The 24,703-nt window shown below is 69.4% G+C and carries 22 protein-coding genes; 7 read left to right on the forward strand and 15 right to left on the reverse strand.

Features of this window, described 5'->3' with window-relative positions; genetic code table 11:
• Positions 1 to 26 precede the first annotated feature (26 nt).
• Genes BFF94_RS06085 through BFF94_RS06105 form a run of 5 tightly spaced genes read right to left on the reverse strand, consistent with a single transcriptional unit; the run spans position 27 to position 4,950 of the window.
• Positions 27 to 842, reverse strand: coding sequence for an ABC transporter ATP-binding protein (locus BFF94_RS06085; protein WP_219139093.1), 816 nt, complete (start codon positions 840 to 842; stop codon positions 27 to 29).
• Complete coding sequence (locus tag BFF94_RS06090; RefSeq protein ID WP_219139094.1) at positions 836 to 1,927, reverse strand: ABC transporter permease; 1,092 nt, start codon at positions 1,925 to 1,927, stop codon at positions 836 to 838. The genes BFF94_RS06085 and BFF94_RS06090 overlap by 7 nt, the downstream gene beginning before the upstream one ends.
• A 4-nt stretch (positions 1,928 to 1,931) precedes the next feature.
• Positions 1,932 to 2,972: an ABC transporter substrate-binding protein gene (locus BFF94_RS06095; RefSeq protein ID WP_219139095.1), complete on the reverse strand. Its 1,041-nt coding sequence runs from the start codon at positions 2,970 to 2,972 to the stop codon at positions 1,932 to 1,934.
• Positions 2,973 to 3,004: 32 nt separating this feature from the next.
• Complete coding sequence (locus BFF94_RS06100) at positions 3,005 to 3,844, reverse strand: class II aldolase/adducin family protein (protein ID WP_219139096.1); 840 nt, start codon at positions 3,842 to 3,844, stop codon at positions 3,005 to 3,007.
• Positions 3,845 to 3,864: 20 nt separating this feature from the next.
• Positions 3,865 to 4,950 (reverse strand): LLM class flavin-dependent oxidoreductase, encoded by a 1,086-nt coding sequence (locus BFF94_RS06105; protein ID WP_219139097.1) that lies wholly within the window; start codon positions 4,948 to 4,950, stop codon positions 3,865 to 3,867.
• A gap of 279 nt (positions 4,951 to 5,229) precedes the next feature.
• Here BFF94_RS06105 and BFF94_RS06110 point away from each other — a divergent pair, with 279 nt between their 5' ends.
• Positions 5,230 to 6,558 carry an acyl-CoA dehydrogenase family protein gene (locus BFF94_RS06110; RefSeq protein ID WP_219139098.1) on the forward strand — a complete coding sequence of 443 codons (1,329 nt, stop codon included), beginning with the start codon at positions 5,230 to 5,232 and terminating at the stop codon, positions 6,556 to 6,558.
• Positions 6,559 to 6,619: 61 nt separating this feature from the next.
• Here the strand turns inward: BFF94_RS06110 and BFF94_RS06115 are convergent, their stop codons facing one another.
• A complete protein-coding gene (locus BFF94_RS06115; RefSeq protein WP_128846608.1) occupies positions 6,620 to 7,537 on the reverse strand; it encodes a LysR family transcriptional regulator in 918 nt (305 codons plus the stop codon).
• A 62-nt stretch (positions 7,538 to 7,599) separates the two neighbouring features.
• Here BFF94_RS06115 and BFF94_RS06120 point away from each other — a divergent pair, with 62 nt between their 5' ends.
• Both BFF94_RS06120 and BFF94_RS06125 read left to right on the forward strand, forming a co-directional pair.
• A complete protein-coding gene (locus tag BFF94_RS06120) occupies positions 7,600 to 8,166 on the forward strand; it encodes a cysteine dioxygenase family protein (protein ID WP_128846606.1) in 567 nt (188 codons plus the stop codon).
• Positions 8,167 to 8,272: 106 nt separating this feature from the next.
• On the forward strand, positions 8,273 to 9,898 hold the full coding sequence (locus BFF94_RS06125) for a rhodanese-related sulfurtransferase (RefSeq protein ID WP_219139099.1): 1,626 nt from the start codon (positions 8,273 to 8,275) through the stop codon (positions 9,896 to 9,898).
• 66 nt (positions 9,899 to 9,964) lie between these two features.
• Here the strand turns inward: BFF94_RS06125 and BFF94_RS06130 are convergent, their stop codons facing one another.
• Entirely contained in the window at positions 9,965 to 11,110 is a 1,146-nt protein-coding gene (locus tag BFF94_RS06130; RefSeq protein ID WP_128843137.1) for a glycerophosphodiester phosphodiesterase, read from the reverse strand.
• Between the two features lie 372 nt (positions 11,111 to 11,482).
• Between BFF94_RS06130 and BFF94_RS06135 the strand changes: the two genes are divergently transcribed.
• Complete coding sequence (locus tag BFF94_RS06135) at positions 11,483 to 12,547, forward strand: phytoene/squalene synthase family protein (RefSeq protein ID WP_128843136.1); 1,065 nt, start codon at positions 11,483 to 11,485, stop codon at positions 12,545 to 12,547.
• A gap of 480 nt (positions 12,548 to 13,027) precedes the next feature.
• Positions 13,028 to 14,245: a porin gene (locus BFF94_RS06140; RefSeq protein ID WP_128843135.1), complete on the forward strand. Its 1,218-nt coding sequence runs from the start codon at positions 13,028 to 13,030 to the stop codon at positions 14,243 to 14,245.
• A gap of 226 nt (positions 14,246 to 14,471) precedes the next feature.
• Here the strand turns inward: BFF94_RS06140 and BFF94_RS06145 are convergent, their stop codons facing one another.
• From BFF94_RS06145 to pdxR, 8 genes are all read right to left on the reverse strand, one after another.
• A complete protein-coding gene (locus BFF94_RS06145; protein WP_219139100.1) occupies positions 14,472 to 15,962 on the reverse strand; it encodes an efflux transporter outer membrane subunit in 1,491 nt (496 codons plus the stop codon).
• Between the two features lie 10 nt (positions 15,963 to 15,972).
• Positions 15,973 to 17,127 carry an ABC transporter permease gene (locus BFF94_RS06150; RefSeq protein WP_128843133.1) on the reverse strand — a complete coding sequence of 385 codons (1,155 nt, stop codon included), beginning with the start codon at positions 17,125 to 17,127 and terminating at the stop codon, positions 15,973 to 15,975.
• Entirely contained in the window at positions 17,124 to 18,083 is a 960-nt protein-coding gene (locus BFF94_RS06155) for an ABC transporter ATP-binding protein (RefSeq protein WP_219139101.1), read from the reverse strand. The genes BFF94_RS06150 and BFF94_RS06155 overlap by 4 nt, the downstream gene beginning before the upstream one ends.
• A complete protein-coding gene (locus tag BFF94_RS06160; RefSeq protein ID WP_219139102.1) occupies positions 18,080 to 19,045 on the reverse strand; it encodes an HlyD family secretion protein in 966 nt (321 codons plus the stop codon). The genes BFF94_RS06155 and BFF94_RS06160 overlap by 4 nt, the downstream gene beginning before the upstream one ends.
• Complete coding sequence (locus tag BFF94_RS06165) at positions 19,042 to 19,740, reverse strand: TetR/AcrR family transcriptional regulator (protein ID WP_219139103.1); 699 nt, start codon at positions 19,738 to 19,740, stop codon at positions 19,042 to 19,044. Before BFF94_RS06165 ends, BFF94_RS06160 begins: the two co-directional genes overlap by 4 nt.
• A gap of 285 nt (positions 19,741 to 20,025) precedes the next feature.
• Positions 20,026 to 20,445 carry a cupin domain-containing protein gene (locus BFF94_RS06170; protein WP_128847329.1) on the reverse strand — a complete coding sequence of 140 codons (420 nt, stop codon included), beginning with the start codon at positions 20,443 to 20,445 and terminating at the stop codon, positions 20,026 to 20,028.
• 10 nt (positions 20,446 to 20,455) lie between these two features.
• Complete coding sequence (locus tag BFF94_RS06175; protein ID WP_128847326.1) at positions 20,456 to 20,893, reverse strand: carboxymuconolactone decarboxylase family protein; 438 nt, start codon at positions 20,891 to 20,893, stop codon at positions 20,456 to 20,458.
• Positions 20,894 to 20,986: 93 nt separating this feature from the next.
• On the reverse strand, positions 20,987 to 22,471 hold the full coding sequence (pdxR, locus tag BFF94_RS06180; protein WP_219139104.1) for a MocR-like pyridoxine biosynthesis transcription factor PdxR: 1,485 nt from the start codon (positions 22,469 to 22,471) through the stop codon (positions 20,987 to 20,989).
• Positions 22,472 to 22,844: 373 nt separating this feature from the next.
• Here pdxR and BFF94_RS06185 point away from each other — a divergent pair, with 373 nt between their 5' ends.
• Both BFF94_RS06185 and BFF94_RS06190 read left to right on the forward strand, forming a co-directional pair.
• Entirely contained in the window at positions 22,845 to 23,762 is a 918-nt protein-coding gene (locus BFF94_RS06185) for a LysR family transcriptional regulator (RefSeq protein ID WP_219139105.1), read from the forward strand.
• 140 nt (positions 23,763 to 23,902) lie between these two features.
• Complete coding sequence (locus BFF94_RS06190) at positions 23,903 to 24,652, forward strand: SDR family oxidoreductase (RefSeq protein WP_128841227.1); 750 nt, start codon at positions 23,903 to 23,905, stop codon at positions 24,650 to 24,652.
• Positions 24,653 to 24,703 lie beyond the last annotated feature (51 nt).

The following is a 24,703-nucleotide window of genomic DNA, read 5'->3' on the forward strand; positions in this document are numbered from 1 at the left end:
GCCCATCGTCGAACGACACCGCGCATCTACCAGCTCGCATCGAGTCCGAGATGCCGCAGCGCCTCGTGACGCAGTTCGGCGAGGCGCGGGTCGCCGCGATGGCGCGGGTAGGGCAGGTCGACGCGCAATTCGGCGAGGATCCGCGCGGGACGCGGCCCGAACACGATCACGCGCTGCGCGAGGAACAGCGCTTCCTCGACATCGTGCGTGACGAGCAGCGCGGAGAAACCGTCGCGTTGCCACAGCGCGGTCAGCTCGGCCTGCATCGTGAGCCGCGTCAGCGAATCGAGCTTGCCGAGCGGCTCGTCGAGAATCAGCAGGCGCGGATCGTTGACGAGCGCACGGGCGAGCGCGACACGCTGCGCCATCCCGCCGGACAACTGATGCGGGAACACGTTCGAGAATTCCTGCAGCCCGACACGCGCGAGCGCATCGTCGACGCGATGCTGCGAAACGCGCGCCACGCCGCGCGCTTCGAGGCCGAGCGCGACGTTCGCGCGCACGCGCCGCCACGGGTACAGCGTCGGGTCCTGGAACACGACGATGCGCGACGGATCGGGTTGCTCGATCGGTACGCCGTCCTGCGCGATCGTGCCTTGCCGCGCGGCGTCGAGGCCGGCGACGAGGCGCAGCAGTGTCGACTTCCCGCAGCCGCTCGGGCCGAGCAGCGCGACGAATTCGCCGGCCGCGACCGACAGCGTGACGTCGTCGAGCACCGGCAGCGCGCCGCCGGGGCCGTCGAACGCATGGCTCACGCGGCGGATGTCGATGCGCGCGCCGCGCGGCGCCGCGACCGCAGGCGAGGCGGCAACGGACGGTTCGGGTACGGCGGCGCTCACCATTTGACGGTTCCTTTCTGCCACGCGAGCACGCGGTCGCGCACCGCGAACAGCAGCGCGATCAGCCCGGAAAACAGCAGCGCCATTACGATCAGCGCCGCATACATGTTCACGTACGACGCCCAGCCCTGCGCCCAGCTCAGGTACCAGCCAAGCCCCGACTTGACGCCCATCATCTCGGCGACGACCAGCACCGTGAACGACGCGCTCAGCCCCATGAAAATACCGACGAACACGTGCGGCAGCGCGGCCGGAATCGCGACACGCAGCACGAGGAAGCGCGCGTTCGCGCCGAGCGTGCGCGCGACGTCGTAATACTGCTTGTTGACGCTCGCGACGCCCGACCACGTGAGCACCGCGACCGGAAAGCCGGTCGCAAGCGCGATCAGGAACGCGGCGGCCGAATAGCTAGACGGGAAGAAGTAGAACGTGAGCGGCAGCAGCGCGGTGGCCGGCACGGGGCCGAGCACGCGCAGCACCGGATGCACCCAGTAGCCGATCCGGCGCGACCAGCCGATCGATACGCCCACCGCGAAGCCGACCGCGACGCCGTACGCAAACCCGAGCGCGAGCAGCTTCAGCGTATTGCCGGCGCTGCCGGCGAGGCGCGGCCAGTCGTCGACGTAGACCTCGATCAGCGCCTGCGGCGGCGCGAAGAACGGCGTCGGCAGCCAGCCGGTTTTCGCGGTGACGATTTCCCATGCGGCGAGCACGAGCGGCAGCGCGACGAGCCACGGGCCGGCCGGCCGCGCGCGCGCGAGCCGCGTGCGCGTCGCGGGGACGAGATGGCCGAGCGTCGCGACGGCGAGCAGCAGCGCGGCGATCGACCACGCGGCCGTGCCGAACGTGTCCGTGTACGCCCAGTCGCTGAAGCCGACGACGCGGTTCGGCCACAGTTGCGTGAGCGCGCCGAGCGCGGCCCACGCAAGCGCGGCGGCGATGCCGGTCGGCCAGATGCGGGCGCGGCGGTCAACGGCTGCCAGGGTGGCTTCGCATGCCGTGCAGGCGCCGCGCGCGGACGCGGCGGCACTGCCGGCGGCCGGGGCGGATCCGGCGCGCGTGGGGGAAGCGTGTTCGATCGTCGACATCGCGTCACCCCAGCACGTTCGCATAGACCTGCTGCGCAAAGCGCTGCGGGTCCGTGCTTTTCTTCAGCACGCTGATGCGGCGGAAATCGTCCGCATAGAACGCGATTTCCTGCTGCAGGTCGACGTTGGTCGGGTGATGCGTGTAGGTGAGCGTCGCGTAGAGCTTGCGCAGGTCCTCGGGGCTGATCTTCGGCGAATACTTCGCGAACACCTTCGCGGCTTCGTTCGGGTTGTCGTGCGTGAACTCGGTGGCCTGCACGATCGAACGCGCCAGCGCGGCGGCCGACGGCCGGTCGTTGCGCACGAGGTCGCCGCGCGCGCCGATCACGCAGCACACCTTGCGTGCGTATTCGCCGGACAGGTTCGTCGCCAGTTCGGCATACGCGCCGTTGCTGCGCTTTTCGAGCAGATAGAGATTCGGGTCGCCGTCGGCGATCGCGTGGATCTCGCCCTTGTCGACCGCGACGCCGAGCAGGTCGGCCGGATACTGCCGCCACGTGATGTCGCGCTCGGGATCGATCCCGTTCTTCGCGAGCAGGATCGAAAAGAAATGCTTGCCGGGCGCGGCCAGATCGCTGACGCCGACCGTCTTGCCCTTCAGCGCCTGCAGCGTCGTGACGCCGGCCGCCTTCGCGCCGATCAGCCGCACGCAGCCGCCGTGCGAGCTGCCGATGATCTTCACGTCGAAGCCGGCTTCGAGCGGCTTCAGCCAGCGGTGGATCATCCCGACCGCCGCATCGGCCTTGCCGGTCGCGATCGATTCGAGCAACTGGTCGGTCGACCCGCTGTAGTTGATCAGGTCGACTTTCAGCCCGTTTTTCTCGAAGAAGCCGCGTTCCTGCGCGACGACGATAGGCGTCAGGCAGAACGCGTTCTGGTTCCACGCGAACGTGAGCTTCTTCAGCGGCGGCGCGGACCATGCTTTGCGGCCGAGCGTGATCGCCGGTGCGGCGAGCGCGGCGGCGCCGGCCGCGCGCAGCAGCCGGCGGCGTTTGTCGTCGTGCGCGCCGGCGGGCGCGGGCGCGGGTGCGATGGGTCGGGTCATGTGGTCTGGTCTCCGGTCTTGCGGAAAGGCGCTCAGTCGAGCAGGTCGGGTTCGTCGGCGAGAACGCGTGCGAACAGGCTGTCGAATGCATGCAGCGCACCCTCGGGGCCGCCGATCTGGCCGTGCGTATGGCGCGCGGTCGCGTGATCGATCGGCTGCGGTATGCCGGCCGCTTCGGCCAGCAACTGCGTGTGCGCGGCGTTGTCGAGCGCGATGTACCACCACGCGGCGGCCTCGACCGTCGGGCCGGCGGTCAGGATCCCGTGGTTCTTCAGGATCGCGCCCTTGTGCGTGCCGCCGTCCGGTTTCGCGAGTGCATGCGCGATCCGCGCGCCTTCGCTCGTGTCGACGACCATCCCCGTGAAGTCGTCGAACAGCGCGTGATCCTCGTAGAACACGCACGCGTCCTGCGTGAGCGGATCGAGCGGGCGGCCGAGCGTCGACCACGCCTTGCCGTATGTCGAATGCGTATGCGCGGCGGCGACGACGTGCGGATGGGCTTCGTGGATCGCCGCATGGATCGCGAACGCGGCCTTGTTCAGCGGCCGGGAACCGATCGCGGTTTCGCCGCGCGCGTTGACGAGCAGCAGGTCGGATACCTTGATCTGTGAGAAATGCACGCCGAGCGGATTCACCCAGAAATGATCGGGCAGTTCCGGATCGCGCGCGGTGATATGGCCGGCGAGGCCGGACGCGAAGCCGAAACGCGCGAACAGGCGGAACGCGGCCGCGAGCCGCTCCTGCCGGTGGCGGCGTTCGGCGGCGACGTCGATGCGCGGCGCGGGCGGGTCGAACCAGAAATGCTGGCGCGGCGCTTCGGCGAGCACGAGGCCCGATGCGGTGCGCACGGGCGTGGCGAGGACGGCGGACATGGCGTGCGGCTCCCTTTGCGTCAGGCCGCGCGGCGCGCGGCGTCGCGTATGGCGACAGCGCGGCGCACGCGCGGAATCAGTTCTCGGCCGTAGTCGATCGCATCCTCGAGCGGGTCGAAGCCGCGGATCAGGAACGTCGTGACGCCGAGGTCGTAGTAGTCGAGCAGCGCTTCGGCGACCTGTTCGGGCGTGCCGACGAGCGCCGTCGAATTCGAGCGCGCGCCGGTGAGCTTCGCGATCTCGGTCCACAGCCGCTTGTCGACGCGCGAGCCGCGGTCGGCCGCGGCCAGCAGGCGGCGCGCGCCCTCGCTTTGCTGCGGGCCGCCGGCGCCGAGGCCGGCCGCCTCGCGCAGCCGGCGCGTTTCGTCGAGGATGCGATGCGCGCGCGCCCACGCTTCGTCCTCGGTGGCGGCGAGGATCGGGCGGAACGACACGGAGAAGCGCACCTGCCGGCCGTGCTGCGCGGCTTCGGCGCGCACGCGCGTCGTCAGGTCGCGCACCTGGTCGAGCGATTCGCCCCACAGCGCGTAGACGTCCGCGTGCTTGCCGGCCACCGCGAGCGCGGCGTCCGATGCGCCGCCGAAGTAGATCGGCACATGCGGCTGCTGGAACGGTTTCACTTCCGAAAAGCCCTGCCTGAACCGATAGTGCGCGCCGTCGTGATCGAACGGCTGCGCTTCGGTCCAGATTCGCCGCAGGATGCCGAGGTATTCGTCGGTGCGCGCATAGCGTGCGTCGTGGTCGAGGAAATCGCCGTCGCGCTGCTGCTCGCTGTCCGAGCCGCCGGAGATGAAGTGCACGGCGAGCCGGCCGCGGCTGAACTGGTCGAGCGTCGCGATCTGCCGCGCGGCGAGCGTCGGCGCGGTGAAGCCCGGGCGATGCGCGAGCATGAAGTGGATGCGCTCGGTCGCGGCCGCCGCGAACGCGATCGTCAGCGTCGCCGACGGGCCGGTCGAGTGATGCGGCACGAGGATCCGGTCGAAGCCGGCCGTTTCGTGGGCGCGGGCAAAGTCGCGCACATAGTCGGGATCGACCACGGGGCCGGACGGCGGGTGGATTTCCGACTGCTTCTGGCTCTGGATCATGCCGATGAATTCGACGCTCATCTGGGTCTCCGGTGCTGGGACGTCCCGGCACGCGGCCGGGCAGGAATGGAGCGCAGGTTAACGCCGGGATCATGCGGAATGGAAATAATCAATCCCGATTTGAATATCAGATTTGCATGGTTTGGGCGTGTGCGCGTTGCGCATACGCTGTGGGCTCACGAACGATCGGGCGCGCGTTGGCGCTGTATCGCGCGGCGCGTGCCGATCGCTCGCCGCCATGGACGCCTGCGCCTTTGCCTTCACCTTTGCCGCGTTCGCACTACCCGGGAATCCGTCTCGATGTCCGCCAGCCTTGCCGCTTCGTCGCCGTCACTGCAGCCGCCTTCGCTGCGCCTCCTGCCCACCGATGATGCGGACGATGCACGTGTCGCCGCGCTGCTCGACCGTCTCGCGCCGGAGCTCGCCGCCGATGCGGCCCGCAACGACGTCGACGGCCGTTTCCCGCACGAGAACTTCGCGCGGCTGCATCGTGCCGGGCTGATCGCGCAGGTCGTGCCGCGCGAGCATGGCGGCGCCGGCGCGACGCTCGCGCAGGCGAGCCGGATCGTGGCGGCCGTCGCGCGGGCCGATCCGGCGACCGCACTGGTGCTGACGATGACGTATCTGCAGCATCGCGCGCTTGGCCGCGCCGACAACCGCTGGCCTGCACCGGTGCGGCGCGCGGTGTTCGACAGCGCGGTCGCGCACGGCGCGCTGATCAACGCGCTGCGCGTCGAGCCCGCGCTCGGTTCGCCGTCGCGCGGCGGCCTGCCGGACACCGTTGCACGCCGCGACGGCGACGGCTGGCGGCTGTCCGGCCACAAGCTGTACAGCACCGGGATTCCGGCGCTGCGCTGGCTGGCCGTATGGGCGCGCACCGACGAGCCGGAGCCGCGGGTCGGCGTGTTTCTCGTGCCGCGCGACCGCGATGCGGACGGCGATCGCATCCGCGTGATCGAAAGCTGGAATCACCTGGGCCTGCGCGCGTCGGGCAGTCATGAGGTCGTGTTCGACGACGTGCGGCTGCCGGCCGATCACGCGGTCGACGTGCGCGCGCCGCAAGCGTGGGCCGTGTCGGCCGCGACCCATGCGGATGCCGACGCACAGGCCGACCAGCAGGCGTGGATGGTTGCGCTGCTCGGCAGCCTGTACGACGCGGTGGCGCGCGCGTCGCGCGACTGGCTGGTCGGGTTCGCGACGACGCGCGCGCCGAGCGGGCTCGGTGCGCCGCTCGCGACGTTGCCGCGCGTGCAGGAGGCGGTCGGCGAAATCGAGGGCTGGCTGCATGCGAACCGTGTGCTGCTCGACGATCACATCGCGCGCACCGACGCGGGCGATGCGCCGCCGGTCACGACGAGCGGCCTCGTCAAGCGGACCGTGACCGAGCACGCGATCCGTACGGTCGAGCAGGCGCTGAAGCTGTCGGGCAATCACGGGCTGAGCCGCGGCAACCCGCTCGAACGCCACTATCGCGACGTGCTGTGCAGCCGCGTGCATACGCCGCAGGACGACGCGATCGCGGTGGCGGCGGGGCGTGCGGCGCTTGACGCGGCGAGTCGGGGCGAAACGAAGGCGGAGGCGGGCGGGACGCCACGCAACGAGGTCGAACGCGGTCGAAACGATGCGTGAGCGGCGCAGGGCTGCCGCGGGAGCAAACCGGGCGGCGCGATGCGGGCGCCGCCCCGCAGGGTTACGCAGCCTTGCCGTGCGTTTGTTCGGGCAACGCAAACGCCGTGCGCGCATGCGCGGCGACGGCCGCGAGCGGCGCGTCGAGGCGGGCCGCATCGTGCCGGCGCAGCAGCCACAGATCGATCTGCGGCTTGAAATCGGCGAGCGGCACGATCTCGAGCGCGTCGCGCAGCGGGCTGCACTCGACGAGCGGCAGCGGCATCAGCCCGATGCCGAAGCCGTTCGCGACGCTCTGCAGTTGCAGGTCGCGGCCGTAGGTGTCGAGCGTGACCGGCATCGGCAGGCCCTGCGCGTCGAGCGCGCGCCGCAGGCCGGCCCGGAAGCCGCAGCCGTCCGGATTGAGCACCCAGCCGCGCGCTTGGCAATCGGCGAGCCGGTAGCTGCGGCGCGGCCAGTCGCCCTTGCGGCCGACCGCGACGAGCCGCGTGGCCAGCAGCCGAACGCCCTCGACCTGCGCCGGCAGCACCATCTCGCGCGCGAGGAATACGAGCGCCGCATCGAGTTCGCGGCGTGCGACGCGCTCGACGAGCAGGCCGCCCCACGCGGTCGTGACCTGCGTCGCGAGCGCGGGCCACTGCGCGGCGAGTTCCGCGATGAGCGCGGGCAGCATCAGCTCGCCGAGCCCCTGCGTAAGCCCGATCCGGAATTCACCGGCGGGCGGCTGCTCGCCGGCCGTCAGTTCGCGCAGCGCATCGACCTCGCGCAGGATCGCGCGACACTGCTCGAATACCTGCCGGCCGATGTCGGTCGGGCGCGGCGGCTTCGTGTTGCGGTCGAGCAGGATCACGCCGAGCGCTTCCTCGAGATTCTGTACGCGCCGCGTGATCGCGGGCTGCGTCATCCCGAGTTCGGTCGCGGCCTGGCTCAGGGTCTGGCAGCGGACGACCGCTGCAAAAGCGTCGATATCGCTAATTTTCATGTTTGTTCTGCATGGTCTTTCGGGTGCATCATGACGATCCATCATATTCGAGGAGGCAGCCGATGAGTACGCTTTCGTTGCATCAGACGCCGCTGCGTCCGTTCGTCGACGGTCTGGGCGCGCTGCTCGCGTCCGGCGCGAACGAGGCGCGCATTCTCGACGAGGGCGGCGCGCTGCTCGCCACGCTCGTCGAACACGACGACTGGTTGCCCGACGCGTTCGCCCAGCCCGATCCGGCGCGCTATCGGCAGTACCTGCTGAATCTCGACCCGGACGAGCGGTTCTCGGTCGTCAGCTTCGTGTGGGGGCCCGGGCAGGCGACGCCGATCCACAACCACACGGTGTGGGGGCTGATCGGGATGCTGCGCGGCGGCGAGTTTTCGCAGCCGTACCGGTTCGACGCAGCGGGCAAGCCCGTGCCGTCGGGCGAAGTCGTGCGGCTGCGGCCGGGCGAGGTCGAGGCCGTGTCGCCGCGCATCGGCGACGTCCATCGCGTGACCAATGCCTTCGCCGATCAGGTATCGATCAGCATCCACGTGTACGGCGCGAACATCGGCACGGTCGAGCGCGCGGTGTACCTGGACGACGGCACCGTGAAGCCGTTCGTGTCAGGCTATTCGAACGCTTGACGCGACGTCTGATGCGGACGGCCGGTTGCCGGCACGCGCCGGCCGGCCCAGGATTCATCCGTTCTACTTTCTTCACCGACTTCAACGTATTCAAGACAGAGACATCGTGACGCAATCCGCCGATTCCACTTCCCGCTTTTCCGCCGCGTCGTACCAGGACGTGCGCGCACGCCTGCTGGCCCGCGACGAGATCGCGCTGATCGACGTACGCGAGGAAGATCCGTACGCGCAGGGCCATCCGCTGTGGGCCGCCAACTTTCCGTTGTCGAAGCTCGAACTCGACGCGTGGACACGGATTCCGCGCCGCGACACACCGATCGTCGTGTTCGGCGAAGCGGGCGGCGAGGATCTCGCGCCGCGTGCGGCCGCGAAGCTCGCGCAGCTCGGCTACACCGACGTGCGGCTGCTCGACGGCGGCCTCGCGGGCTGGCTGGCCGCGGGCGGTGAACTGTTCATCGACGTGAACGTGCCGAGCAAGTCGTTCGGCGAATGGGTCGAGGCCGAGCGGCATACGCCGTCGCTGTCCGCGCAGGAAGTGCAGGCGCTGATCGATGCGAAGGCCGATGTCGTGATCGTCGACGCGCGCCGTTTCGACGAATACCAGACGATGAACATCCCGACCTCGACGAGCGTGCCGGGCGCGGAACTCGTGCTGCGCGTGCGTGCGCTCGCGCCGAATCCGCAAACGCAGGTGGTCGTTAACTGCGCGGGCCGCACGCGCAGCATCATCGGCACGCAGTCGCTCGTCAACGCGGGGCTGCCGAATCCGGTCGCCGCGCTGCGCAACGGCACGATCGGCTGGACGCTCGCCGGCCAGACGCTCGAGCGAGGCGCCGCGCGACGCTTTCCGGACGATATCGACGCGACGCAGCGTGCCGACGCACGCCAGGCAGCACGCGCGGTGGCCGAACGCGCCGGCGTGCCGCGCATCGCGCTTGCGGATGTCGCCACGCTCGACGAGCCGGGGCGCACGCTGTACCGCTTCGACGTGCGTACGCCGGAGGAATACGAAGCCGGCCATCTGCCGGGCTTCCTGAGCACGCCGGGCGGCCAGCTCGTGCAGGAGACCGACCATCATGCGGCCGTGCGCGGCGCGCGGATCGTGCTGGCCGACGACGACGGCGTGCGCGCGGACATGACCGCGTCGTGGCTCGCACAGATGGGCTGGGACGTGCGCATTGTCGAACCGGCCGGCGCGGCGGCGTTCGGCGAGCGCGGCCAGCCGCCGCGCGACGTGCCGGCGGCGCCGCCCGCGACCGACGTATCGCCCGCGACGCTTGCGGGCTGGCTGAAGGAGGCCGCGCCCGGCGAACTCGCGATCGTCGACGTGACGGCCAGCGCGAACTACGTGAAGCGCCATGTCCCGGGCGCATGGTTCGCCGTGCGCGCGCAGTTGCGCGACGCGCTCGCGGCGATCCCGCCCGCGAAGCGCTACGTGTTCACGTGCGGATCGAGCCTGCTTGCGCGGTTCGCGGCGGACGACGCACGCGCGCTGCTGCCGGCTTCGGCCGGCATTGCGGTGCTGACCGGCGGCACGGCCGCATGGATCGACGCCGGGCTGCCGCTCGAAAGCGGCGAAACGCACCTCGCGTCACCGCGTGTCGACCGCTACCGGCGTCCGTACGAAGGCACCGACAACGCGGCTGCCGCGATGCAGGCGTATCTCGACTGGGAATACGGGCTCGTCGACCAGTTGAAGCGCGACGGCACGCACCACTTCAACGTGATCTGACCGACGACGCGCAGCCGGGCGCGGCACGCAGTGCGGCGCGCCCGGCCACCACACGTTCGGCGCGTTTCAGCGCTTGAACGTATCGACGGCCGTGCGGCCGACGGCGGGATCGTCGGTGAAGAAGCCGTCGATGCCCGCGCGCAGGTACGCCTGGATCTCGCGCACCGAACCGGCCGGATTGCGCGTGGCCGGCGTGCCGCCGTCCTTCAGCGGCGCGGGCAGGAAGTTGTTCTCCGGGCGGAACGTGTACGGATGCACGACGAGGCCGGCCTCGTGCGCGTAGCGCACGTACGGCGTCGGCTGCTGCAGCGTGCCGTCGGCGGCGACCGCGATGATCGACGTCTTGTACGGGCCGACACCGTTCGCATAGGTCGCGATCTCGCGCATGCCGTCGCGCGTCGACAGGTCGCCATAGGTGCGCTTGTCGTTCGCCTTCACGAAGTCGTACGGGCGCTGGCCGGCTTCGTCCATCAGCTGCACGAGCTTCCAGTTCGGCTGGCTCGACTTGATCCGGTTGCGGATCGTCTTCAGGTTCGCGACTTCGAATGACTGGATGTAGACGGTCGCCGTGCGCGACGTGTACGCATCCTTCAGCAGCGCGTCGACGAGACGGTCCTCGAGCGGCAGGTTGATCGACTGGAAGTAGGTCGGATGCTTGGTTTCCGGATACAGGTGGATCGTGCGGCCGGTCTGCGCGGACATCTGCTTCGCGAGCGCGACGATCTCGTCGAACGTCGGAATCTCGAACTGGTCGTTGTACGCGGTGTTCGCGGGGCGGACTTGCGGAATGCGCTCGCGGGCGCGCAGCGTCTTCAGCTCGGCGAGCGTGAAATCCTCGGTGAACCAGCCCGTCAACTGCGCGCCGTCGATCGTCTTGGTCGCCTTGCGGCTTGCGAACTGCGGCAGCGCCGACACGTTCGTCGTGCCCGAGATCTCGTTTTCATGACGCGCGACGAGCACGCCGTCGCGCGTCGACACGAGGTCGGGCTCGATGATGTCCGCGCCGTCCTCGATCGCCTTGCGGTACGACGCGAGCGTGTGTTCGGGGCGCAGCGCGCTCGCGCCGCGATGGCCGACCACCTGGACCTTCGCGGAAATCGGCTGCGTGGGATCGGACGTCGGATCGTCGTCGCCGCCGCACGCGGCGAGCAGGAACGCGGCGGCACAGGCGAACGGGACGTAGCGCAGGGAGGTCGGGCGCTTGAAGAGCATGTCGATGAACCTTCGAAACGAGAGTCGGAAAAGGGCGGTCGCTCCGGCGGTGCGGCTGTCGTGCTGCGCGACGCGGAATCGATCGGGACGCGATCGTCGCACCGAATAATTACATATGTATTACTTTGGCCTTTCCGTTTCATTTGAGGGCGCGATGCTCGCTGCAGGGCGGGTCAGGGCGGCCGTGCACGCGCCGCATTCCCGCTGTCTCCGGCAGGCCGCGCGCCGGATGCACTAAACTTGCGGGAATTTTGCATCGCCGCGCGGGGGCCGACGCCCGACTGGCGCGACGATGCGGCGACTCGCGAGCCGGCGCGGGCGCTCGGCGCCCGTGTGCGTCCGGGGCTCGCGCCGGCCGATTTTTCCCGACTCATGACGACCCATACCGATTCCGCCTATCTGCTCGGCGAACTGCTGAAGAACGTTTCCCGCTCCTTCTACCTGACGCTGCGCGTGCTGCCCGACGGCATGCGCGACCCGGTCGGCCTCGCGTACCTGCTCGCGCGCGCGGCCGACACGATTGCCGACACGGCGCTCGTCGCGCCCGATCGCCGGGCGGCGCTGCTGACCGACCTGCGCGACGAGATCGAGCGGCTCGGTGACGGCGCGGCGCTGTCGCGTTCGCTCGAGGACGTGACGCGGATGCAGACCGATTCGCACGAGCATGTGCTGCTCGACTCGATGGAGCCGATGCTCGCGCTGCTGCGCGCGCAGCCGGACGCCGACCGCGCGTCGATCCGCAAGGTCGTCGCGACGCTGACGTCGGGGATGGAATTCGACCTGCGCATGTTCCCCGACGAGCAGTCGGGGCAGGTCGCGTCGCTGCCGACGCGCGACGTGCTCGACCATTACACGTACCTCGTCGCCGGCTGCGTGGGGGAGTTCTGGACCGACATGACGGGCATGCACACGCGCGCCGCGCGCGGCTGGGACCTGCCGGACATGCGCGAGAAGGGCATCCGTTTCGGCAAGGCGCTGCAGATGACCAACATCCTGCGCGACTGCGCGAAGGATCTGCGCATCGGCCGCTGCTACCTGCCCGAGGACGTGCTGGGCGCGCACCGGGTCGGCCTCGCCGACCTGATGTCTCCCGATGCGTCGGCGCGTGCGCGCGGCGTGCTGGTCGATCTGATGCGCGTGACGCTCGACCAGTATCGCGACGCGTGCCTGTATACGCTCGCGATCCCGCGCCGCTTCGTGCGGCTGCGGCTCGCGTGCCTGTGGCCGATCATGATCGGTCTCGAAACGCTCGAGCTGCTGGCCGGCCACGATGCGTGGCTCGATCCGGCGAGGCCGGCCAAGGTGCCGAGAAAGCGCATCTACCGGATCATGGCGTCGTCGCTTGCGCTCGTCGGCTCGAACACGGCGATCCGTGCGCGCATGACCGCGCTCACCGATGCAGTGAACGCGCGGCTTGCCCGCCAGGCATCACACTGAATGTTGCCGGCGCGCCAGGCGCCGGCATCGCCTCCGGGCCCGCGTTCGCCGGGCCGTTCCCGTCCGATCGCCCGCACACCGACTGAAACGTTTTCATGATTTCATGTCCCGAAATGTGGGTGTCATGAATGTCAGCGATCCTGCGCGGCGGCGTGAATCGCGGCGTCAGCTGCGATCGCGCATTTGTAAGATGATTATTGCCGAAGGCGTCTGACAACATTGGATGGTCGTGTTGCACCCGTAAAAATGTAAAGCTAGGGTTTTCACCGGGAAATGCCGGAAAGGCCCGCCGCACAAGCGTTTTCAGGTGTTATGTAACCGTTTGGTGAACCCGCGCGTTGCGTCGATCATACGATGACCGACTGCACGTATTGGGAAACAGTTGGTAATCCGTCAGAATTGCCCCCGGCATGTACTCGCACATGTGTCAGTCATAAAACCACACCAGAAAAGAAATCATTCTTTGAGGACGGAGAATCAATGAAAAAGCGCGTCGCTTTCGCCATGACGGCAGTGGGCCTTGCAGCCGCTACCGCCGCCCACGCCCAGAGCAGCGTGACCCTGTACGGTATCGTCGACAATGCCATCGCTTGGCAGAACAACTCGTCGGCAACCGGCGCGACCACGGGCGGTCACTCGAAGGTTCAGATGGCCACCGGCATCTGGGCTGGCAGCCGCTTCGGCCTGAAGGGCAGCGAAGATCTCGGCGGCGGCACGAAGGCGATTTTCCAGTTGGAAGCCGGCTTCAACGCGAATAACGGCTCGTCGCAGTGGACGAACGGCATCTTCACGCGTCAGGCATGGGTCGGTATGACGAACCCGGTCTACGGTACGCTGACGGCCGGCCGCCAGTACACCGCGTACTACACGCTGCTGTCGCCGTACAGCCCGACGACCTGGCTGACCGGTTACTACGGCGCGCACCCGGGCGATATCGACTCGCTGGATACCAGCTACCGCGCGAACAACTCGCTCGTCTACATGTCGCCGAAGTTCTACGGCTTCACGGTCGGCGGTTCGTACTCGTTCGGCGGCGTCGCAGGCGCGACGAACCGCGGCTCGACGTGGAGCGCGGCGGTCCAGTACCTGAACGGCCCGGCAGGCATCGCAGTCGGCTACCAGAAGGTCAACAACGCGACGCTCGGCGGCGGCGTGTGGGGCGCGAACTCGACGGTCCAGAACGGCCTGACGGCAACGGGCGACGGTAACCAGCCGGCAGTTTCGTCGATCAACAACGGCTACGCCACCGCGCAATCGCAGCAGCGCATCGCCGTGACGGCGGGCTACCAGTTCACGCCGGCATGGGACATTTCGGCGTCGTACTCGAACGTCAAGTACACGCCGGGCGTCGGTTCGTCGTTCCGCAACACGGCAATCTTCAACACGGCAGGCGCCGTGCTGCACTGGAAGGCAGCCGCTCAGTGGGACTTCGCGGCGGGCTACTCGTACACGGCGGCGACGCAGTCGAACGGTATCTCGAGCGCGGCCAAGTACCACCAGGTCACGCTGTCGCAGTACTACAGCCTGTCGAAGCGTACGGGCCTGTACGCGGTTGAGGCTTACCAGCATTCAAGCGGCAACACGTGGAACCCGAAGCTCGGCGTCATTGCGGCAACGACGTCGATCGGCGACGGCGTGGGCGCAGGTTCGAAGCAGAACCAGATCGCGGCAGGCGTCGGCCTGATCCACCGCTTCTGATGTCGCGCGGCGCGCGAGCGCCGCATACGGCATGCGGTATGAAAACCGGCCTTCGGGCCGGTTTTTTCATCGACGGCGTGCTTTTCGCGTATTCCGGTTTTCGGCATCGGCCGGTATCGACCGGAAGCGGGCGGCGGCGGAAGCCGCGCCTGACAAGCGTGCCGCTCATGCGGTACGTGGCGTGCGGACCGGTAGCACCCGGCCCGTGCCAAAGCCGTTTTGCCGATCACTTCGCTGCATCATCCGTCCAGCTCCCCGCCAGCGCCTGGAACAGCGCCGCCGTATCGGCGAGCCGGTCGGCTTGCGTGCGCGTGCGGTCGAGCGCCGTCTGCAGCGCCTGCCGCTGCGCGTCGAGCAGGTCGAACGTGCTGATCCCGCCGGCCGCGTAACGGTCGGCGGCAATCCTGTTGCTTGCCGCCGATTCCCGCGCGGCGGTGTCTCTCGCCTGTAGCTCGGCCGCGTCGTGTTCGACTGCGCGCATCGCGTCGGCTACCTGTTGCAGCGCCTGCAGTACGGTTTCCCGATAGCTTGCGAACGCGGCGTCATACGCCGCTTCGGCCGCGCGTTTCTTCGCGCGCAGCTCGCCGCCATGAAAGAGCGGTTGGGTCAGGCCGAGGCCGACATTCCACACATTGAGTCCGCTCACGATATCCGCGATGCGCGTGCGTTCCGAGCCGACCCCCGCCGAAATCGAAAAACGCGGATACAGGTTCGCGGTGGCCACGCCGACGTTCGCGCTCGCCTGGTGCAGCATCGCTTCCGCCGCGCGGATGTCGGGCCGCTCGCGCGCGAGCGTCGACGGCAGCGCGACGGGCAGCGTGGGCGGCAACACGAGCGCATCGAGCGTGAGGTCGGGCAGCACGGCGTCGGACGGCGGCGCGCCGAGTAGGATCGCGAGGCGGTGGCCGGCTTGCGCGACGCGGGCCTCGAGTGGCGGCAGCGACGCCTGAGTCTGCGCGAGCAGCGCGCGTTGCGCATGCACGTCGGCCTGCGACACGCCGCCTGCCGCGAAACGCGCTTCGACGATGCGCAACTGCCGCGCCTGCGCGTCGACGAGCTGCCGCGTGAGCGCGACCTGCTGCGCGAGCGACGCGCGCAGGATCGCGGTGGCGACGACGTTGCCCGCGAGCGTCAGGCGCGCGGCGTCCAGCGTGTACGCGTGATAGTCGACCTGCGCGCGCAGCGCTTCGAGTGCGCGCCGGTTGCCGCCGAACACGTCGAGCACGTACGACACGCTCACCGACGCGTCATACAGCGTGAACGGCCCCGGATTCGGCACGTTGGCCGGCAACCCGAATGCGGTGGTATCGACTTGCTCGCGCGTGGCGGACAGGTTCGCGTCGACGCGCGGCAGCATCGTCGCGCCGGCTTCGGCTGCGTGGTTCTGCCGGGCTTCGTCGAGCCGCGCGCGCGCTTCGGCGAGCGTCGGGCTGTTCTGCCACGCGGTGTCGACGAGCCGGTTCAACGGTTCGGAGCCGAATTGCGTCCACCAGCGTCGCGGCGTGTGCGCGGCTGACGAGAACGTCTGCGCGTCGCCGGCCGGGCCGGCGGCGGCAGCCGTCGTCGTGGGCGATTCGCCGCGCGTGTAGTGTTGCGTGGCCGGTGCGTCCGGCGTGCGGAAATCCGGCCCGACCGCGCATCCGGCGGCAAGCAGCGCCGCGGCGGCCAATGCGCCGCCGCGGGGAGCGTGGGAGGCGCGACGCGAAGCCGGTTTCATCGTGCGGCTCCTAATCGAGCGTGCGCCGGTAGAAGCGCAGCGCGACGCCCATCACGACGACGGTGAACAGCGCGACCGGCCACACGGACGGCCACAGGTCGGCCCAGCCGTTGCCTTTCAGCAGGATGCCGCGCACGAGGCGGTTGAAGTAGGTGAGCGGCAGCAGGTTGCCGACGAACTGCGCCCACTTCGGCATCCCGGCGAACGGGAACATGAAGCCCGACAGCAGGATGTTCGGCAGGAAATAGAACACCGCGAGCTGCATCGCCTGCAACTGATTCTGCGCGAGCGACGACAGCGTGATGCCGACCGTCAGGTTCGCGGCGATGAACAGCAGCGCGGACAGGTAGATCGCGAACGCGCCGCCGACGAACGGCACCTCGAACACGTACCGCGCGGCGGCGAGAATGATCGACACCTGGATCAGCCCGATGAACACGTACGGGACGATCTTGCCCGTCATCACCTCGAGCGGCCGCACGGGCGTCGCGAGCAGGTTCTCCATCGTGCCGCGCTCGCGTTCGCGTGTAATTGCGAGGCCCGTCATCATCACCATCGTCATCGTCAGGATCACGCCCATCAGGCCCGGCACGACGTTGTACTGCGTGATGCCTTCCGGGTTGTACAGCCGGTGCAGAACGACGTCGAACGCGGCCGGGTGGCCGTTCAGGTGCGCGAGCGGCCCGGTCAGGTCCTTGTCCGCGACGGGCTGCACGAGGCCCGGCAGCGCGCCGATCGCCGATGCGGTCGCGACGGGATCGGTCGCATCGGCTTCGACGAGCAGCGACGGACGCTCGCCGCGCAGCAGCCGCCGCGAAAAATCGGCCGGCACGTTCAGCACGAACTGCACGTCGCCGCGCGCGAGCGCATGGTGGCCGGCCGCTTCGTCGGGCAAGGTTTCGACGATGTCGAAGTACGCGGAATTGCGCATCGCGGCGATGAAGCTGCGCGCGAACGGGCTCGCATCGGCGACGATCACCGCGGTCGGCAGGTGCTTCGGATCGGTGTTGATCGCGAAGCCGAACAGCGCGAGCTGGATGATCGGCACGCCGACGATCATCGCGAACGTCACGCGGTCGCGGCGCAGCTGCAGGAACTCCTTCAGCACGATGCTCCACCAGCGTGCGACCGAGAACGCGTCGCGCAGGCCCGTCCATGCGTTCATGGCGACGCTCCGCCGGGCGGCCCGGACGCGCGGCCCATCATATAAATGAAGACGTCTTCGAGCCCGGTGTCGATCGGCGCGACCTGCAGCGCTGCTTTCCCGTCGGCCGGCGCCGCGACCTGTGCGAGCGTCGCATCCAGCAGCGCGCGATCGCGGCCGCTCACGTGCAGCGCCGAGCCGAACACGACCGTCTGGTCGACGCCCGGCATCGTGCGCAGCCGCTCGGACAGTTCGGTCAGGTGATCGCCGGTGATCGCGCGGGTCGACAGGTGCTGCGACGCGACGATCTCCGCCGACGTACCCTGCGCGAGCAGTTCGCCGGACGCGATGTACGCGAGCTTGTGGCAGCGTTCGGCCTCGTCCATGTAGTGCGTGCTGACGAGCACCGAAATCCCCTGCGCGGCGAGCCGGTGCAGTTCTTCCCAGAAGTCGCGGCGCGCGGCCGGGTCGACGCCGGCGGTCGGCTCGTCGAGCAGCAGCAGCTCCGGCTCGTGCAGCATGCAGGCGGCCAGCGCGAGGCGTTGCTTCCAGCCGCCCGACAGCGCGCCCGTGAGCTGGTCCGCGCGGCTTGCGAGGCCGAGCCCGTCGAGCGCGCGCGCGACGGCCGCCTTGCGGTCGGGCATCCCGTACACGCGTGCGACGAAGTCGAGGTTCTCGCGAATCGACAGGTCTTCCCAGTACGAGAAGCGCTGCGTCATGTAGCCGACGCGCCGCTTGATCTGCGCGCTGTCGCGCACGATGTCGTAGCCGAGGCAGGTGCCGCTGCCCGAGTCGGGCGTGAGCAGGCCGCACATCATCCGGATCGACGTGGTCTTGCCGCTGCCGTTCGGCCCGAGAAAGCCGAAGATCTCGCCGCGCGCGACGCGCAGCGATACGTCCTTCACGACGTGCTTGTCGCCGAAGCGCTTGTTCAGGCGATCGACGTCGATCGCATACGGAGCGGGCGGCGCGTTCATTGCACCCTCACGGCGACGGGTTGGCCGGGATGCAGCTTCGGCGCGTCGGCGACGGTGGGGCGCGCCTCGATCATGAACACGAGCTTGGTCCGGCTCTCGTTGCTGTAGATCACCGGCGGCGTGTATTCGGCCTCGCTCGACACGTAGGTGATGCGCGCGGGCACGTCGGCCGCGCAGCCGTCGCAGCGGATCGCGACCATGCGCCCCGTTGCGAGCGATGCGATGGCGGCCTTCGGCACGAAGAAGCGCACCTTCAGGTTTTGCGGCGGCAGCATCTGCACGACCGGATTGCCGGCCTGCACCCATTCGCCGACGCGGTACAGCGTGTCGTACACGCGCCCGGCGGCGGGTGCGGCAACGCGCTTCTGGTCGAGCTTCCATTGCGCTTCGGCCACCGCCGCCTGCGCGGCGTCGACCTGGGCGGCCTGCGCGGCGACCTGCTGCGCGCGGCCCGGCAGGCGTGCGACGTCGACCTGCTTGTGCAGCTCGCGCATCTGCGCGGCGGTGGTTTGCGCGGACGTGCGGGAATCGTCGAGCTGCTGCTTCGACAGGCCGCCGGCCGCGTACTGGCGTTCGTCGCGCGCGAGTTGCGCGGCGGCCCGCGTGGCCCGCGCGGTGGCCTGCGCGAGTTGCGCCTGCGTGACCGCGACTTCCGGCGGGCGCTTGCCGCTCTGCAGGTCGGCGAGCTGCGCGCGCGCGGCCGCGAGCTGATGTTGCGCTTGCAGCAGCGCGGCCGTTTCGCTGAGCGCTTCGAGCGAGAACGCCGGTGCACCGGCGGCGACCGCCTGGCCGCGCTGGACCGACAACTGCGTCAGCGTGCCCGGTTGCGACGACGACAGGTACACGAATTCGCCTTCGACATAGCCCTGGTAGGTCGTGCCGTTGTCCGCTGTCCTGCCGCAACCGGCGAGCAGTGCGACGGCGGCGGCCAGCGCGAGCGGCAGCGCGCGGGCCGCGTTCACGACGGCCTCCGCGGCGAGCGGGCCCGCGCGCGAGGCGCGGCGGCCGGCGGCTGCAGGCCGGAACCGAGCAGCGCGCGGACGTGGCGGTGCAGCACGTCGCGGTCGATCGGCGGCAGGCCGCGCGCGCTTTGCCACAGTTTCGCGGTCGCGAGCGGCAGCATCACGAGCGCGATGATCGAATGGAACAGGAACGCGGGTTCGAGCGCGGGATTCAGCGTGCCGGCCTGCTGCGCGCCGCGGATGCGTTCGGCGAAGCGCCCGACATGGTCGAGCGGAATGCGCCGGACCATCCGCTCGCGCAGCAGCCCGCCTTCATGGACGATCTCGCGCAACCAGATCGACGGCAGCCACGGCATGCGGTGCGTGACGTCGAAGAAGCGGTCGACGAGCTCGGCGACGAGCGCGAACGGATCGTTCTCGATCTGCGGTTCGGTCGGCCGCCACACGAACGCGATGACCTGCGCGAGCCGTTCCTCGACGATCGCGTCGAGCAACTGCTCGCGGTTCGTGAAGTAGTAGTGGACCATCGCCGACGTGACGCCGGCGGCGGCGGCAATCTGCGCGACCGTCGTCGCGGCGATGCCGCGCTCGGCGAACAACTGCATCGCGACGTCGAGCATGTGGTCGCGCAGGTCGAAATCGTCCACCGACGGGCGGCGCCCGCGCGGCCTGGCGATGGTGGATTTCGCGTTCATGAAATCGACGCTAATTGATGAGTTAGTTAATTTCAAGGAAGGGTTTTCGCCGTTGTTGACCGGGATCAGGCGAGTGTCGAATGGCGGCGCGGACGAGCGGGGGCGCGACGCGGCGGCGGGCTGGGTGCCGCGGGCGGCGTGTAGGGAGCGGCTAACGAGGACCGGCGGAGGACCGGCGGAGGACAGGCGGAGGACAGGCGGAGGACAGGCGGAGGACAGGCGAGGAAGCCGGTCGCGAAGCGAAGCGGGGCGCGGGCCGGATATCGCGCGCGCCCCGGAACCCGGTTACTGATCGATCGGCGACTTCAGCGGCTCGTGCTCGCCGGTCAGCCCGAATACGATGAGTTGCGCGGGCTCGGTCGCGCTCGCGTTGCGCGATACCTGGTGGCGCGAGCCGGGCGCTTCGTACCAGCCTTCGCCGGCGCGGTAGCGGTGCAGCGGGCCGCCGTTCATCTGCGACAGCACTTCGCCTTTCGACACGACCGCGAACACCGAGCCGAGGTGCTTGTGCGCTGCGGAGGCCTGGCCGGGCGCATAGTCGACGGTCGCGACGACCACGAGCTTGCCGGGCGCTTCGGGCACGGCCTGCTGCATGATCGCGTGCACGTTGTCGCCGGTGTCGTGCGCATCGGCGGCGGCCGGCAGCGCGGCGCCGAGCGCGAGCCACGCGCACAGGGCGGTGCGATTGAGCGTGGAGCGCATCATCGTCGTCTCCTTACTCGGGCATCTTGCGGAACGCGATCGCGAAGCGGTTCCACGAGTTGATCGTCGCGATCAGCATCGACAGGTCGAACAGCTCCTCGTCGCTGAAGTGCGGCTTCACGGCTTCCCAGACGGCGTCCGGCACGTGATTGTCGGCGACCAGCGTCAGCGCCTCGGTCCACTCCAGCGCGGCACGTTCGCGCTCGGTGAAGAACGGCGTTTCGCGCCATGTGACGACAGTTGCCAGGCGGCGGTCGGTTTCGCCGCCCTTGCGCGCGTCGGCCGTGTGCATGTCGACGCAGAACGCGCAGCCGTTGATCTGCGACGCGCGCAGGCGGACGAGTTCGGCGAGCGGCTTCTCGATCGAGCTCTTCGCGAGGAATTCCTCGGCGTTGCGCATCACCTTGATCCCATTCGGGCTGGCGGCATAGAAGTTCAGGCGCGGTTGCATGGCAGGTCCTTTTCGGTTGGAGCGCACGGTGGCGCGACAGGACCCACTTTAAGACGCACGCTGGCCTGCTTGAATGGCCAATTTCCAGAAAATTCAGGTAACCAGTGACGAGCCGCCGATGCTGCCCGAACCCAGCAGCCCGGCCAGCTTCGCGAGCGCCGTATCGATGCGCAGCGCGTCGATCCCGCCATAGCCGAACAGCAGCCCCGCGCGGACCGGCACGCCGACGTGGAACGCCGAGATGCCGTACAGGCCGATGTCCTGCGCGCGCGCCGCGCGGACCAGCGCCGCCTCGTCGAGCCCCGGCTTCAGGTGCGCGGCGAGGTGGATGCCGGCGGTCGGCACGATCGCGTCGAACCACGGCGCGAGTTCGCCGCGCAGATGCGCGATCAGCATCTTGCGGCGCGCGTCGTAGTGCTTCTGCACGCGCTTCAGGTGCCGCGCGAAATCGCCTTCGAGCATGAAGCGCGCGAGCGCCGCCTGCGTCAGCGTGCAGGTGTGCCAGTCGACGATCTGCTTCGCCTTGGCCAGCGGGCCGCGCAGCGCGCGCGGCGGAATCGCGTAGCCGATCCGCAGTTCGGGAAAGATCGTCTTCGAGAACGTGCCGACATAGGCGACGAGGCCCGTGCGGTCGAGGCTCTTCAGCGATTCCACCGGCCGGCCTTCGAAACGGAACTCGCCGTCGTAGTCGTCCTCGATGATCACCGCGCGGCGGCGCTGCGCCCATTCGAGCAGCGCGACGCGCCGGTCCAGCGTCATCGGCATTCCGAGCGGGAACTGGTGCGACGGCGTCACGTAGACGAGGCGCGCTTCGTCGGGCAGCCGCTCGGTGACGAGGCCGTGCGCGTCGACCGGCACGCCGATCACCGTCGCGCCGAGCGACGCGAACGCGGCGCGCGCGGGCGGATAGCCGGGATCCTCGACCGCGACGACGTCGCCGGGCCGCACGACGACGCGCGCGAGCAGGTCGAGCGCCTGTTGCGCGCCCTGCGTGACGAGCACGTCGTCCCAACTGCACGCGACCGCGCGGCTGAACGCGACGTAGCGCGCGATCGCGCCGCGCAGTTGCGGATCGCCGGCCGGATCGTGGTATTGGCCGGGGCCGCGCGCCTGCAGGCGCAGCGCGTGATGCAGGCAGCGCCGCCATGCGTCGAACGGGAACAGCGCCTTGTCGGTCACGCCGCCGCGGAAGTCGAAGCCGGGCGAATCCTGCGGCGCGGGCATCGCGAGCGCGTCGGGCAGCTCGTCCCACAACGCGCGCGCATCGACCGCATCGATGCGCGGCGTGTCCTCGACGATCGACGGCGCCGACATCGCGGCGGCGTGCGGCACGCGCGCGAGACCGTCGGCGACGAACGTGCCGTCGCCCGCGCGCGTATTCAGGTAGCCCTCGGCGACGAGACGTTCGAACGCGTCGAGCGTCGTCTTGCGCGATACGCCGAGCTGCTTCGCGAGGTCGCGCGTCGACGGCAGCCGCGCGCCGCCTTCGAGACGCCCGTCGACGATCGCGGTGCGCAGTTGCCGGAAGATTTGGCCCGTCAGGTCGTGACGGCCGTCGATGCGGATTGCGATGTCCATCGCGGTGGTTACCTTGATTGGGGGAATTTCGTGCCAGTCAGCATACCGGAAGTCGACCGGCGGATCGGGGTTCGGGGCGGCGGCATGACGGCTTCGCTGGTTTTTCGCGATGTCGGAGCCGGCCATCACGGCGCAAGGAATCCGGATGGAGCGACGCGGCCGGAGAACCGGAGAACCGGAGAACCGAAGAACCGGAGAACCGGAGAACCGGAGAACCGGAGAACCGGAGAACCGGAGAACCGGAGAACCGGAGAACCGGAGAACCGGGCAGGGCCGGCCTACTGGCATCGGTCGTCGCCGCCCCTGTCGCCCGATTGGACCGCGGCCCGCCGCTGGCTTACGATCCACGACAACCCCATACCGGAGCGACCTCATGCTGTCCGAAGACGAACTGGCGCTGCTCGACGCGATCCGCGCCACCGGCAGCCTGTCGCGGGCCGCCGCGCGGCTCGGCAAGGCGCCGTCGACGGTGTCGCACGCGGCGCGCCAGCTCGAAACGCGTTTCGACGCGCTGCTGTTCGACCGGCGCGGCTACCGGCTGCAGCTGACGCCGGCCGGGCAATTGCTCGCCGACGAGGCGGCACGGCTGGCGCTGGACGTCGCGCGGCTGACGCAGCGCGTGCGGCAGGTCGCGAGCGGCTGGGAGGACCGGCTGTGGATCGTCAGCGACGAGGTGCTGGAGTTCGACACGCTGCTGCCGGTGGTCCGCGCGTTCGACGCGCTCGATTCGGGCGTGTCGCTGCGCTTCACGCACGAGGTGCTCGGCGGCACCTGGGAAGCGCTGCGCGACGGCCGCGCGGATCTGGTGATCGGCGCGACCAACGAGCCGCCGGCGATTCCGGGCTTCAAATGGTTCGAACTGGGCGCGATGGAGTGGGTGTTCGCGGTGTCGCCGCGCCATCCGCTGGCGTCCGGGAGCGGCGTGCTGACGCGCGACGCGATCGGCGCGCATCGCGCGGTCGTCGTCGCCGATTCGTCGCGGCGCGCGGCCGGCCGCGCGTATGGCCTGCTCGGCGGGCAGGCCGTGCTCGCGGTGCCGTCGATGCGCGCGAAGATCCTCGCGCAGCGCGACGGGCTCGGCGTCGGCTGGGTGCCGAGCCGACGCGTGGTGTCGCTGCTCGCGCGCGGCGAACTGGTCGAGAAACAGACGGCCGATCCGCGTGAACCGAACCTGCTGTATGTCGCGTGGCGCGGCGACCGCGACGGCCGCGCGCTGCAATGGTGGCTGGAGCGACTGCGCGAGCCGAGACTCGCGCAGCGCCTGCTCGACGGGATCGACGTGACCGGCTGAGCGCGGAACCGGGCGGCGGGGCGTCCGCCCAAACATGTTCGACGGTTTCGAACATGTTCGTCGTGCACATCGCACGGCAAGGCCCGGCGCCGCGCGCATCCTGTGCTCACGGTCAACTCACCGGTTCACAGGAGAACATCATGCAACGCTTCGAAGGAAAGACGGTTCTGGTCACGGGCGGCAACAGCGGCATCGGCCTGGCGGCCGCCAACGCATTCGCGGCCGAAGGCGCGCGGGTCATCATCACCGGGCGCGACGCGCAGACGCTGGAAGCCGCACGGCAAACGCTCGGCGAAGGCGCGCTCGCGATCCGCAACGAGGCCGGCAGCGTCGCGTCGGCCCGTGCGCTGGCGGACGCGATCGCAACCGCGGGCGTGCGGCTCGACGCCGTGTTCATCAACGCGGGCGTCGCGAAACTCGCGCCGTTCGCCGACAGCGACGAGGCCATGTGGGACCTCGTGTTCAACACCAACGTGAAGGGCGCGTATTTCCAGATCCAGTCGCTGGTGCCGCTGCTGAACCGCGGCGCGTCGATCGTGATCAACGGCTCGATCAACGCGCACATCGGGATGCCCGGCTCGTCGGTATACGCGGCGAGCAAGGCGGCCGTCAATTCGTTCGCGAAGACGCTGTCGACGGAACTGCTGCCGCACGGCGTGCGCGTGAATGTCGTGAGCCCCGGGCCGGTTCAGACGCCGCTGTACGGCAAGCTCGGGCTCGATGCGGCGACGCTCGACGCGACGGCCGAAAAGATCAAGGGCCTCGTCCCGATCGGCCGGTTCGGCACGCCGGACGAAATCGCGTCCACGGTGCTGCACCTCAGCGCGCCGGAATCCGCGTTCATCGTCGGCGCGGAGATCATCGCGTCGGGCGGGATGGGATTGCTCTGATCCGTGGCGCCGGCGGGGACCGCATCCGTCCGACGCAAGCCGGGCGGACGG

Source organism: Burkholderia catarinensis (assembly GCF_001883705.2).
Classification (GTDB): domain Bacteria; phylum Pseudomonadota; class Gammaproteobacteria; order Burkholderiales; family Burkholderiaceae; genus Burkholderia; species Burkholderia catarinensis.